We start from the raw sequence: 12,976 nt of genomic DNA on the forward strand, positions 1-12,976 counted from the left end.
TACGCGCAGCGGTAGTTCAGTCGGTTAGAATACCGGCCTGTCACGCCGGGGGTCGCGGGTTCGAGTCCCGTCCGCTGCGCCATATTCGGTTACCTGGAACGCTGAACGCCAGGTCACCACGAAAAGCCCGCTCAATGCGGGCTTTTCGCTGTCTGGGGTTTGTAGAGCCAGACCCTCGCCTTCATTTCCCAATTCCCTCGTGTGCCTCTCCGTTCGGCGATGGCAATGCGCCTTGTCGCTGATTCCCGCCTCCGCCCTATCGTTGATGGGCTGACAGGTGTTTTTCCAGTACAAAAAACAAACACCCCCGAACATGCCGGGGGTGGTGTTGTCGTTAGTGTGTTTTCACCCCGTCCGATTGAATCGTCCGTCAAGCCTTGGCTTGAACCGCTGGGTCAGGCTCCCGGCTACACGGTCTGATCCGGTGTAGCGGGATGCTCGCCGTGCTTGAACAGTACGAAGTTGTGCTTGACGTCATCTGTCATGGCCGTCTTGATCATGTATGACAGGGCAAGGCCGCCGCCTGTCAGGATCAGGGAGAACGCAGGAATGCTGACGCTCACGATCATGCAGATCAAGAAGTACGGCACCATAATCGCCATCAATACTTTGCCCATGCGGGCTGCGCGTTGCAGTTTGTTGTCCAGCGTCTGGCGATCGGCTTCTTCGAGCAAGACATCTGAATGGCACTGATCGCAATTGATGGGCTTTTGCTGGATCAGATCGGTCACGTGTTGATAAGTAGGCTTGAGAGCGGAGGTGCAATGGCCGCAGCTCATGTTTACTTCGTTGTAAGGTTCGGAGGTAGCGTCCGTGGTGTCCGTGGTGGGCTGCTGGGTGTCACTCATAGCGGTTGAATCCTTTTTCTCGATAGCGCAGGCCAAAGATGATGGGTGCAATGGCCGGGGCGATGAGTCCGGGGGGACTTGGTCGACCCATTTGAATGGTTTTAGAGCAATAGATTTGAGCGAGGGTGCAGCAGATGGGTGGGAGATGGCGTACCTGGGATATGCCCTGAAACCCGGCAGCAATTTAGTCTCGGCCCGGCTGGTCGTCTGTAGGTCACTTCCGTTTTTGAAGTGGGCTTAGTCAAAACACATTGCAGTCCATAACTGTCCACGCGAGCGTCTATCACCTGCTGTTCGCTTGATGGCAATGCGCCGTGTTGCTGATTCACATCAACGCCCCTTGCGATCATTTCCGTTACAACGACGGTGGGAGCTATGCATCCCGGTTTTCACCCGATGAACCCTTAAAAACCAAGAGGAAGCTGGCCGACGGGACCACTCGATGCCAGCCTCAGACAGGAATAGTTCAATGGATTTGATTTTGCCGCGCAGGGCCATCCTGGCCGTGTCGCTGTTGTTTATGCATCAACTGAGCGCCAGTGAGCCCGTAACCCAGGCCGACGCACAGATCGCGCAGGGCAAATACGTCGCCCAGCTCGGTGACTGCATTGCCTGCCACACCGCCAAGGGGGGCGCGAGCATGGCCGGTGGGCTGGAGTTGAGCACGCCGATGGGCACGCTTTACTCCAGCAATATCACGCCGGATCCGGATACCGGGATCGGCCGCTACACGTTCGAGCAGTTTGATCGCGCCATGCGTGAAGGCGTTACGCCGGCAGGTGACAACCTGTATCCGGCAATGCCCTATCCGTCCTACGCGAAGATGAGCGAAGCCGACATGCGTGCCCTGTATGCCTATCTGTTGCAGGGCGTAACCCCCATCAGGCAGGTCAATCAGCCCGCGGACATGAGTTGGCCATTCAACCAACGTTGGGGCCTGTGGTTCTGGAACCTGCTGTTCGTCGATGACCAGCCCTTTGTTGCCGATCCGGCCAAGGATGAGCGCGTGAACCGCGGTGCCTATCTGGTCCAGGGGCTTGGCCATTGCGGCGCGTGTCATACCCCGAGAGGGATTGCCTTCCAGGAGAAGGCAATGAGCGATGCCGGGTCCCGTGGCGAGCACTACCTGGCGGGCGAAACGGTGGAACATTGGCGTGCGCTGAGCTTGCGTAACCTGTGGACGGTCGAGGACACCGTGCAGTTGCTCAAGACCGGGCAAAACCGCTTTGCCACGGTGTCGGGCAACATGGCCGAGGTGATCCATCACAGCACCCAGCATTTCACGGACGAGGATCTGGTCTCGATCGCCACGTACCTCAAGTCCTTGCCCGCCGGGAAAGATGATCTACCGGCTCCCACGCAGCCACTGACCCCGACGGCCCTCCCGGCGGCGCTGTACAGCAGTCGTGGCGGCTTGGGCTACACGCAGTTTTGTGCTGATTGCCACCGTCCTGATGGCGGTGGCGTGCCGGCGATGTTCCCACCGTTGGCAGGCAACCCGAGCCTGGCCTCTGCTGACCCGACGTCATTGCTGCACATCACGTTGACGGGCTGGAAGACGGCACAAACCCAGACCCACCCAAGGGTCTACACGATGCCTGGATTTGCCCGGCTCTCTGACCCGGAGATCGCCGAAATCCTCAGCTTTATACGCTCCAGCTGGGGCAACAGCGGCTCGGCGATTACGTCGGCCCAGGTCAAGCAGATGCGTGCGCAACTCAAGCCGGCGACTGACACGTCAGCCTTTGAGCCTCCGCGCCTGGCCGACATGCTGACGGCGCCGAATGCCGATCAGGTCGTTCGCGGCATGCGCCTGCACCTGCAAACCAAGGCCCTGCTGCCGGACAACGTGGGCAACGCGCTGAACTGCAGCAGTTGCCACCTGAATGCCGGGACTGTCGCCGACGGCTCGCCCTTTGTCGGTGTATCGGCATTCTTCCCCAGCTATGCGCCTCGTGCGGGCCGGCAGATTACCTTGGCGGATCGTATCAATGGCTGCTTCCGGCGCTCGATGAACGGCCAGCCGCTGCCCGCCCAGTCGCCCGACATGCAGGCGATGATCGCCTACTTTGACTGGATGAAAGGCAACACCAAGCCCGAGGACAAAGTCGCTGGGCGCGGCATTGGTAAAATTGACAGGGCACTCAAGCCCGATATGGACAATGGCCGGCAGGTTTACGCCAAGCAATGTGCGGTGTGCCACGGGACCGAGGGTGAAGGCCTGAAGCGTGCCAGTGGTGACTGGGTGTTCCCGCCGTTGTGGGGCGATGAGTCGTTCAACCTGGGTGCCGGCATGGCGCGCACCTATACCGCGGCGGCATTCGTCAAACGCAACATGCCCATCGGCTTTCACGAGCAGTTTCCACTGGGCCAGGGCGGACTTTCCGATCAGGATGCGGTGGATGTCGCCGGTTACTTCGCCCATCAGCCCCGTCCGGATTTCCCGGATAAGGTCAAGGACTGGCCTGAAGGGGGTAAACCGGTTGACGCTCGCTATTGAGCGTTCACGGGCTGAAGTTGGCGCGATTGATGCGCCAACTTCAGTGCGGCGCTATTGCTCGCTGTTTCGTGCATGCCGATAGTCGCTAACCGCTTGGTACACCGCTTTGCGCAACCGATTGATGCCACCGATCGGGCGATGAGCCTCAATGCCAAACCAGGGGTTGAACGACTGGTTGTCGCATTGCAGGTTCTGCGCGGGGGTGTCGAAGTCCTGGGCCGGGATCTTGATGCGTGCCACGGTTTCGAATGGCGCGTCGCTTTCGCGCCATTCGACGCTGGTGTCCTCGATGGGCATGTACTTGTTCGGATCCTGGCGTTGAACCTGCAGGACAAAACAGGCGGGTACTCGGTCGGTCGACAGTTGCTGGTTCAACGCACTGCGCAGGAAGTTGGGTAGCGCCTGATTTTGTGGGGCCAAGGTGTAGCGTGGACAGCTATCAGGGTCTGGGGCGACGCGAAACTTGGCGTTGGCGGCACCGAACTTGTAGGGCGAGACCGAAAAGTACGTGGTCTGGGTCGGGCTGGCCGGGGCCGGTGCCAGCGTCGATAGGGCTATAAGCAGGTGGCGAACCTGCCAACTGCGCGGGTCCCAGCTGGGGAAGAAGGCCATGGCCTTCTTGCCGTCGGCCTGTGCGGCCACGTTCTGTCGGTACTCGGCAACATCGCTGACGAAAAAGTTCGGATGGTTGAACATCACGAAGTCCTGTTCGCCCTGGTCTTGCCGGTCCTCGAGAAGCTGGTTCCCCGACACGTCCTGCAGTTTGATCGCCATCCCGCGTGCGTCGCGGATGCTGTCGAACTGAGGGTAGGCGTTGCCGTTGGACAGGCGCACGATGGCTTGCCAGGTTTTGCCGGGTGTGTCGAAAACCCCCTGGCGCAGTTCGGGAGTCAAGTCGGCCAGCACTTGAACCTCGGCCTTCACACAGCCATGGGCCTTGGCATGGGCGTCACGAAGGTACCGTGTGTTGTCTCGATGCTGGTCGACGATGCGCACGGCGGTCTGGATCACGTCCTGAGTCATGGCAGCTTCGCCGGGCGGGATCAGTTCTTCACGGGCGACCGCACCACGGTACTGCCAGGCAAGCCAGGCAGTCGCCAGCGCCCACCCCAACAAACCAAGTCCCAACAGTAACAGTACGGCCTTGCCCAGCAGGACGCCGATGCGCAGCCAGAGGGTCATCAACATGCAAGGCTCCTTGTTGCGTCGGTGGTCGTCATGGCAATTGCGCCTCCAGGGGGCCACCCAATACCTTCAGGTATTCCATCAAGGCCCAGCGTTCCTGCGGTTGCAGCAAGCGGCCAATGACGCCATTGCCGCGCTCGCCGGCCCGGAACTCGTGGCCGCTGTTGTGGTTGCCGGTGAGGCGTGTGTCGAACTTGAACCCGTTGTCGAAGGCTTCGGTGCGATAACCCAGGTGCTGTGGGTCGTACTCGAAGGTGCCCTTATAGAAGGTGGTGGCGCGCTCGTCCTGCGGTGAGAGCAACTGGTACAGGCTTGGCACCGAACCGTTGTGCAAAAACGGTGGCGTTGCCCATACGCCCGCCAGCGGACGTGCCTTGTAGGCCACGCGCTCGCGAACCCCGATGGGCAGGCCAAAGCCGTCCATGTCCGGACGTTCCTCTTCACTGACCCCGGCTTCACGGTAAGCCCGGTTCTCGACAAAGGCGGTGACGTAGGCGAGCCCCTTGGCAACCGAGAGCTGGCTCAGATCCAGTGGTTCCTTGGGTGGTGGTCTCAGTTTGACGTCCAGGTTTTGCAACTCGGCCGGGTCCCATTGCAACGGCGTGAGGTCGAAGCGGTGGTTGGCGATATTGGTGGCCGCGCCTGGGTCGGTGCCGATAAAGGCCACATCGAGCATCTTGAGCTTCTGCTCTGGGCGACCGTTGGCCCAGGTGACGTGGGGAACGTGACAGCTGGCGCAATGCTCGGCAAACAAGGCACGGCCCTGGGCGGCCAATGGCTTGTCGATATGGCCAAACAGCTCTTCCGGCCAGGCGGGGGGCTTGAGGTGTTTCAGGGTTTCTTCGATGCGATGCAAATCATGTACGCGCACGCTGGATGGATAGCGCTCATCGCCCTTGAGTGGCTGCCCATTGACGTCGAAGAAGCTCAGGGTTGCCCCCACACCCAGGGCTTCGCCGATGTTGCGCGCCATGGGTTGCTGGGCCGAGCCGTTCCACTGCACCCAGTCGAAGGTCCAGATGTCCCAGAGCTGGGGATAGTCCACGGGGGCATTGGCCACGCGGTAGTTGCCGGGCGATAGGGCATCGCCAAACGTGGCGTTGGCGATGCGCCCGAATGCGTCGGTACGTCCCGGGCCTTCTTCGGTGGGGTAGAGGCCACGATGGGTATCGTTCCAGGCCACGCGCAGAAACGTGTCGAGCGAAACCTTGAAGTCATGGCGCAGTTGGTCGCGTTGGGCATCGTAGTCTTGCCCCAGCACATTGCGGGCGAAGCGTTCGAACTTCCAGGGGTTGTAGTAGGTGGACGCGAGGCTGGCGACGAGTGCCTGGCCGAAGCTACCGCCTCGCAGGGTCGGTACGCTGGAAGGCAGCACGTGCTGGGCTGATCCACCATCAATGCGCACCGCCTGGTTCTGGAAGCGCAGCTCGCCGGTGTGGCAGGCGGCGCAAGTAATATCCAGAAACGCTTCTTGGCTGCCCGGGTTTTGATGACGCGTGAAGCCGACAGGGAGGTTGCCAGGGTTGTCGGCAGTCGCTTTCTGCGCCGGGTCAACCAGGAACCCAAAGCGCGCCAGGTAGTGTGGCGCCGCAAAGCGCTGTTGCGAGAAGGGCAGTTCAAGGGCGCTGAACCAGTCGTAGCGCAAGCCTTTGACTTGGGTGCCCTGAGGGGTGAAGTAGTAAAGCTGGCGCTCGGCGGCGCTCCACTGGTCAAGGTAGTGAACGTGTTCGGGAGGCTTATAAATGGGCAGTTTCGGCTTGGCAACGTAATAGAGCACGACCGCCACTGCGGTGAGCAACAGGAGGAGCAGGAGCAGCAGAGCACGGTGCAAGAGGCGCACGTTAACGATCCTTGTCGAGTGTTTTGCGTGTTATGCCCCAGTGCCAGTAGTCCGGCAAGTGGCCATTACGCCATATACCGTAGAAAGCGCTGCCAACAACGTTGAGAGCAGGCTGACAGAGACTTCATGACCCCTATCTGCAAAATGCGTTAAAAGACCTGAACTTATCGCGCGATTCCCGCTCTCATGCCGGTAGCCATTGGTCGTGGCGGCCTGATAAGCTCGCGGCTTTACTCGATTGCCCTTTAGGCGCATGAACAAGGAAATAGCATGAAACAGCATCGGTTGGCGGCGGCGGTGGCCCTGGTTAGCCTGGTACTTGCGGGTTGTGACTCGCAAACCAGCGTTGAGCTGAAAACTCCGGCGCAGAAAGCTTCCTACGGTATCGGCCTGAACATGGGCAAGAGCCTGGCTCAGGAAGGTATGGATGACCTGGATTCCAAAGCAGTTGCTCAAGGCATCGAAGATGCCATTGGCAAGAAAGAGCAAAAGCTTAAGGATGACGAGTTGGTCGAAGCCTTTGCCGCGCTGCAAAAGCGCGCTGAAGAGCGCATGGCCAAGATGAGTGAGGAGTCGGCAGCCGCTGGCAAGAAATTCCTCGAAGAGAATGGCAAGAAAGCCGGTGTCACCACGACCGCTTCTGGCCTGCAGTACGAAGTGATCAAGAAGGCCGACGGCCCTCAGCCTAAGCCTACCGATGTGGTGACTGTTCACTACACCGGCACCTTGACCAACGGCACTGTGTTCGACAGCTCCGTGGAGCGCGGCAGCCCGATTGATCTGCCGGTCAGCGGCGTGATCCCGGGTTGGGTTGAAGGCCTGCAACTGATGCACGTAGGCGAGAAGTACAAGTTGTACATCCCTAGCGAACTGGCCTACGGCGCACAGAGCCCTAGCCCGGCAATCCCGGCCAACTCGGTGCTGGTGTTCGACCTGGAGCTGCTGGCGATCAAAGATCCAGCCAAGCAAGACGCCGAGAAGTAATCAGCGTTTGATCCACACACAACGCCCCGTGCTTACGGGGCGTTGTTGTATCTGATGTTCGTTGACGCGGATTTGCAGCGAACGGATGCCCGCGATATGAGTCATAGTCCTGAAGGCACTGTCGCTAGACGCAGAGAGTCTTCAAGTCAATGAAATCTTGGGTTTTTTTATGTGAGTAAAAAACGCCCGATCTGACTCCGGCCCTTATGAAACGGGGCTTATAGGCGTAAAAAGTGGCTCTGTTCACAAGGTTATCCACAATTTGTGTGGATAACATTTTAGTGGAGGAATGATGAAGACGCCCTGGAGTTTTGCTCGGTTCCTACCCCTGGCCGGTCGATTGATCAGCCGTGGGCGCCTGCCGACCCTGTTGTTCGCCGTGGCGAGCAAAAGTGCCAGCCAGGGCAATCGGCTGGGTAAGCTCAAGGATGACCTGCGCCTGCTGCAGGCCCTGTGCCTGGCGTACTGGCGTGGCGAGTACCGCACCATCAGCCCCAAGGCGCTGGTGTCGGTCGTCGCAGGCTTGATGTACTTCCTCAGTCCTATAGATGCGATACCGGATTTCCTGCCGATGTTCGGCATGCTCGATGACATTGCCGTACTGGCCTGGTTGATGAAAACCCTGGACGATGAGTTGAACGCTTTTCGTCTCTGGCGCAATCGTCAGCAACCGGCACAGCTTGCGGTGGTGGAGCGCTTGCCTGATTCGCCCGAGCAATTGCAATTGCAAGGCCCGAAAAAAACCTGAGCCGATTCAGGCTCCCCTATAGATTGATCCCCCCTCGCGACCTTGGCGGCTGTTAGGATTACACTTCAAGGGAAAAATGCTGACGCGCTAAGTGTCGTAGTCCTACGGGGTGGTCATGGATATTCAAATAATTGCACGCGATGGAGAGCCCGAGTACGCGGTTTTGCCGTGGGCTCAGTATCAAGCGTTGTTGAAGGCCGCAGGTGTCACGGACCCATCACTGCGCGAAGCGCCAACCTCCCAGGCGGCTGCAGCAGAACCGGTACTGGTGGGGCTGGATCAGCTGCGCAGTTTACGCGAAGGAAAAGGACTCGCCATCGAGGCACTGGCCCGTACGGTAGGCATCAGCCCTTCCTACCTGGCCTTGATCGAAAGCGGCGAGCGCCTGCCCGATGCGGCGATCCGTCGTAGCCTGGCCTGGGAGTTGAAGGTACAAGGTTGGAGGGACGAGTCGTGAGCGTACGGATCAGTCGTCAGCATTGGGATGGTCTACTCGGCGAACTGGACCAGGCCCGTCGACAGCGTCACCTGTTGACGTACCGCGCCTTGCTTGAGCGTCTGCAATTGCCCAGCCCCGCCATGCAAACCCTGACCGCCGCCCTTGAACACCTCGCCGCGCTGGATGTACGTGCCGAACAGCCGCTGCGCAGTTCACTGGTCATCAGCCAGGGTGCAAGTCGCTTGCCGCGCACTGGTTTCTTCGAGTGCGTCGAGCGCCTGGGGCGCTTCTCCGGACCTTCTGATGGCATTGCGGCGGCCTCCTGGCACGCCTCAGAGGTGGTGCGGGTGTTTGAATACGAATACCCCGAATCTGCGGAGGCCTGAGATGTTGTGGCGAATTAGAGCCCGCGCCAGCTACTGGCTGGCCCGTCGGCTGTTTCACTGGTCATGGTTTGTGCGCCAGCCCCGAGGCTGGCGTTGGCTGGAAGGCCAGTTTTCACGCATGGCCAACCTCGGTGACGTCGACGCACAGAGCTTCTACGGCCATATCCTGACGTTTCGTGGCCAGGGCCTCGGTGCACGTGAGGAGGGTGTGCGGCTGTTGCGTTTGGCGGCGTTGGCCGGGGATGGCAAAGCGGCATACCAAGTGGGTGTGATCAGTCTCGCGGGCACGGCGAGCACAGCACCTGATCCCGGGGAGGCAGAGCGTTGGTGGCAGATGGCGGCCAAGGCTGGGCACCCCCTGGCAGAGATCAAACTCAAGCAACTTGAGCAGGGTCATTCCTGACGGCTCCTGCACGCGCAGCATGACGATTGGCCGAGCAATTCGGCCTTCAGGCTTTAACGAAACTCCCTACATCATCCTCATCTCGCACTGACTTCTTTCCCCATTAGATCCCTGCAAAGTCTCGCGTCCCTATAGTGACCGTGCGAGGGATCGCGAATGCTCGATCCGCAAATGCTGAACGCATCCATTGGCTATCTGGGCCTGGCTGCACTGAATGCTGACGGCCCTGATGTCGAGATCGTACTCAACGATTTTCGGCATTGCCTCAATCGCTTTGATGCGTGGGCTGAAAGTTTTTGGACTGGCACGGCACTCGACGTCGAACAGGTGTTCAAGGTTGGCCATGAGGTCAGCCTCAGTGCGCCGAGGCGTTCGAAAGAGCCGGTCAGCACCACGGTTACCGCCTGCTCGGCCAGCGGATCGCTCACCCTGGTGCATATGTTTGAAGCGGCCCGCTTTGTGCCGATCGGTAATACCCCGGTGCTCCTCGAACCGTTGAGTAGCGGACCAACGGCGGATCGGCTCACGGGCGAAGCGATTCGCGTCACCATCGGTCCCAGCGGCATTCTTGAAGTGCCGCAATGCCAGCGTGGCCAGCGCTATCGCGTCACCTTCTTTCCCGATGTCTCCACGGACCAGGTCAAGGCGCTCTACGCCTCCTATCAAGACACCATTGCCGAGCTGGAAGGCTGGCTGCGCAATCAATGGACAAGCGAGTTTCAGGCGCAATGGCTGAGCTTTTCCGAAGCCGGCTTTCTTCAGCGCAGGGGCATGCTGCAGCAGGCAAGCCTCCAGGGAATTGAGCGTGCATTGCTCGATCTTTGGGATGACATCCAGCAACTGTTTCACCTGATGGCCGACCTGCAGGCCAACAGCGAGAAACTGCTTGAGTACCTGACTCGCACCGACCTTGAAACACTGCTCAATGCCCCCGCTGAGGCTGTAGCCAATGCGTTGCTGGTACTCAGCGACGAGCCGTTGCTGTTCATTTACCTGGCGGCCATCTGCGCCTGGGTGCGGATGGTGCCGCCCCAGCACGCAGCCGAAGTGTTGGCCGAGATTCGCACAGGCGTGTTGATTGGCCTGTTGCTGAGTTGTGTGACCGGCCCCTTGGGGCTCGGTGCAGGGTTGGGTGCCAAGCAACTGAGCAAAATCAATTCACCTCGCGCCCGCACGTGGCTGGGGGCCTTGAGCGAGCAGTTGGCGCGCGTATCGAGTGACCAGGGTTTCAGTCGCCACGCCGAAGCACTCAAGCCGCTGATAGTGAACGCCCAGAGAGCACCTATGGGGGTCACACCGCACGTGCCGTTGCAGATCAGCCCGGGCAAGGCTCCGCCCTTCCACGTGAGTAATCCAGCAGCACTTGCCCGTGATAAATCGCGCCCCACGACTCGCTTGAGTCAGGTGGAGCCGCGTGACAACGCCCCGGTTCAAGCGAAAAACCCCAACGGCGAGGCCGCCGACACAAGCAGTAGAACCGCCACCCATGGCTGCCCGGTGTCGATGGTCACCGGCGAAGAACTGCTGACCCTGACCGACGCCGAATTGGACGGTCTGCTGCCGTTTGCCTTCACCCGCCTGTACCGCACCAGCGCGGTCGAGCTGGACAGCGGCCTGGGGTTTGGCTGGAGCCATTCGCTGTCGCAGCGCCTGGAGATCAACGACGGAACAGTGATTTGGATCGACCCGGAAAACCGCCGCACTCCATTCCCAATGCCCAGCGCTGAACGCCCGGCGATCCACAACAGCCTGTCCCGGGCGGCGATCTACCTGGGCGCTGACGCCGACGAACTGATCCTCGCCCAGGCCGGTGACGACACGCCGTTCTATCACTTTCGCGACGGCCACCTCACGGCCATCAGCGATGCCTACGACAACCGCCTGCACATCCGTCGTGACTATGCCGGTCGCATCCAGCGCCTGGACAACGGCGCCGGCCGCGCCCTGTTGCTGCGTTATGACCGCAAGCACCTGGTGGCCATCGACTATCAGGTGTTCCGTCCGGCGGAAACCCTTGAAGAGTGCTGGCAGACCGAGCAAGTCCTGGTCAGTTATCGCTATGACGAACGCAACCGGTTGATCGAAGCCCGCAACGGTGCGGATGAAAGCGAGCGTTACGACTACGACAACCAGCACGTGATCGTGCAGCGCCAGATGGCCGGTGGCGCGAGCTTTTTCTGGGAGTGGCAACGCGAAGGCAAGGCGGCGCGCTGTGTTCGGCATTGGGCCAGCTTTGGCCAGATGGACAGCCGCTACACCTGGGACGATGCCGGCAGTGTGCGGGTCGAGAACGTCGATGGCAGTGAGGAGCTTTACGTCCACGACGCCCAGGCGCGCCTGGTGCGCAGGGTTGAGGCAAGCGGCGCCGAGCATCTCAAGTCCTACGATGACAATGGCCAGCTGATTGCTGAAAAGGATGCCCTGGGCGGCGTCACGCAATACCGCTACAACGAAGCGGGTCGGTTACAGGCGATTTTTCCTGCCGAAGGCGAGCCGACTTATTACGAGTACTACAACGGTTTCGTTCGGCTGATGTGCCGAGGCGCGGCGCGCTGGAAGTACCGCCGCAACCCCCAGGGCGACCTCACCGAACAGATCGACCCCAGCGGCCACCGCACCCAGTACTACCGCGACGCCAAGGGCCGACTGACGAGCATCAGCTACCCGGACAGCAGCTACCACGCCTTCACCTGGAACAACCTCGGGCAACTGATCGAAGAGCAATTGCCCGACGGCGCCCAGCGACAGTTTGCCTACGACGCCCTGGGCCGAAAGATTCGTCAACAAGACGAACACGGCGCCGTCACCCACTACCAATGGGACGCGCTCGGGCGCCTGCTGCACACCACCTTGCCCGGCGGCGCCACCCGCGCCTTTACCTACAACGCCTACGGCAAAGTCACCAGCGAAAAGGACGAACAGGGCCAGCTCACCCGTTACGAATACGACGACGACCTGCACCTGATCAGCCGCCGCCTCAACCCGGACGGCAGCCAACTGCGCTATCGCTACGACAACGCGCGGCTGCTGCTCAGCGAGATCGAAAACGAAGTCGGCGAAACCTACCGGCTGGCCTACGGCGCCAATGGCCTGATCGAGCAAGAGACCGGTTTCGACGGGCGCCGCACGGCGTATGCCTACGACCTCAACGGCCATCTGCTGGAGAAAACCGAGTTCGGCGCTGACGGCTCGACCCTGATCACCGCCTACCAACGCGATAGTGCCGGACGCTTGCGGCTCAAGACCCTGCCCGACGGCGCCCAGGTCGAGTACCGCTACGACGACCTGGGGCGCTTGATCAGCGTCGACGACGGCAGCGACTGGCCGCTGGCATTTGCCTACGACACCCAAGACCGCCTGATCACCGAACACCAGGGCTGGGGCACGCTGCACTACGGCTACTGCGCCGCCGGCCACCTCAAGCACCTGCGCCTGCCGGACCACAGCACACTCGACTTCCAGTACGCCCCCGGCGACATCCTCACCGGCATCGACCTCAACGGCGCGCGCCTGACCCGCCACGTATTCGACGCCGGACGCGAACAACAGCGCCAACAAGGCCACCTGCTCAGCCAGTACCACTACGACGAACAAGGCCGCTTGCAGGCCCACGCCCTCAGCCAACCCAATCGCCCGCGCTACA

10 protein-coding genes and 1 tRNA gene are annotated in these 12,976 nt (G+C 60.6%); 8 read left to right on the forward strand and 3 right to left on the reverse strand.

All coding sequences use genetic code 11. The features are described from left to right. Positions 1-5: 5 nt before the first annotated feature. Positions 6-82, forward strand: a tRNA-Asp gene (locus tag BMW74_RS20380). 325 nt (positions 83-407) lie between these two features. Here BMW74_RS20380 and BMW74_RS20385 read toward each other — a convergent pair. Then, positions 408-848, reverse strand: coding sequence for a hypothetical protein (locus BMW74_RS20385; protein ID WP_093425779.1), 441 nt, complete (start codon positions 846-848; stop codon positions 408-410). Between the two features lie 469 nt (positions 849-1,317). Here BMW74_RS20385 and BMW74_RS20390 point away from each other — a divergent pair, with 469 nt between their 5' ends. Beyond that, positions 1,318-3,348: a c-type cytochrome gene (locus tag BMW74_RS20390; RefSeq protein WP_093425781.1), complete on the forward strand. Its 2,031-nt coding sequence runs from the start codon at positions 1,318-1,320 to the stop codon at positions 3,346-3,348. Between the two features lie 51 nt (positions 3,349-3,399). Here BMW74_RS20390 and BMW74_RS20395 read toward each other — a convergent pair whose 3' ends face one another. Together BMW74_RS20395 and BMW74_RS20400 are read right to left on the reverse strand one after the other, a co-directional pair. Then, entirely contained in the window at positions 3,400-4,536 is a 1,137-nt protein-coding gene (locus BMW74_RS20395) for a catalase family protein (RefSeq protein WP_093425783.1), read from the reverse strand. Between the two features lie 28 nt (positions 4,537-4,564). Further along, complete coding sequence (locus BMW74_RS20400; protein ID WP_093425785.1) at positions 4,565-6,373, reverse strand: di-heme-cytochrome C peroxidase; 1,809 nt, start codon at positions 6,371-6,373, stop codon at positions 4,565-4,567. 270 nt (positions 6,374-6,643) lie between these two features. Here BMW74_RS20400 and BMW74_RS20405 point away from each other — a divergent pair, with 270 nt between their 5' ends. The 6 genes from BMW74_RS20405 to BMW74_RS20430 all read left to right on the forward strand — a co-directional run. Further along, positions 6,644-7,357 carry a BamJ family beta-barrel-assembly machinery protein gene (locus BMW74_RS20405; protein ID WP_093425787.1) on the forward strand — a complete coding sequence of 238 codons (714 nt, stop codon included), beginning with the start codon at positions 6,644-6,646 and terminating at the stop codon, positions 7,355-7,357. A gap of 292 nt (positions 7,358-7,649) precedes the next feature. Then, the gene (locus BMW74_RS20410) at positions 7,650-8,105 is read left to right on the forward strand and encodes a YkvA family protein (RefSeq protein ID WP_093425789.1); all 456 of its coding nucleotides are present in this window, start codon (positions 7,650-7,652) and stop codon (positions 8,103-8,105) included. 115 nt (positions 8,106-8,220) lie between these two features. Then, positions 8,221-8,562: a helix-turn-helix domain-containing protein gene (locus BMW74_RS20415; protein ID WP_093425791.1), complete on the forward strand. Its 342-nt coding sequence runs from the start codon at positions 8,221-8,223 to the stop codon at positions 8,560-8,562. After that, positions 8,559-8,930 (forward strand): hypothetical protein, encoded by a 372-nt coding sequence (locus tag BMW74_RS20420; protein ID WP_093425794.1) that lies wholly within the window; start codon positions 8,559-8,561, stop codon positions 8,928-8,930. The genes BMW74_RS20415 and BMW74_RS20420 overlap by 4 nt, the downstream gene beginning before the upstream one ends. Position 8,931: 1 nt before the next feature. After that, positions 8,932-9,333 (forward strand): tetratricopeptide repeat protein, encoded by a 402-nt coding sequence (locus BMW74_RS20425; protein ID WP_093425796.1) that lies wholly within the window; start codon positions 8,932-8,934, stop codon positions 9,331-9,333. Between the two features lie 156 nt (positions 9,334-9,489). Beyond that, the coding region (locus BMW74_RS20430; RefSeq protein ID WP_093425798.1) for a DUF6531 domain-containing protein at positions 9,490-12,976 on the forward strand (3,487 nt) is incomplete at its 3' end.

Origin of the sequence: Pseudomonas sp. ok272, from assembly GCF_900109995.1 — a bacterium.
Taxonomy (GTDB): domain Bacteria; phylum Pseudomonadota; class Gammaproteobacteria; order Pseudomonadales; family Pseudomonadaceae; genus Aquipseudomonas.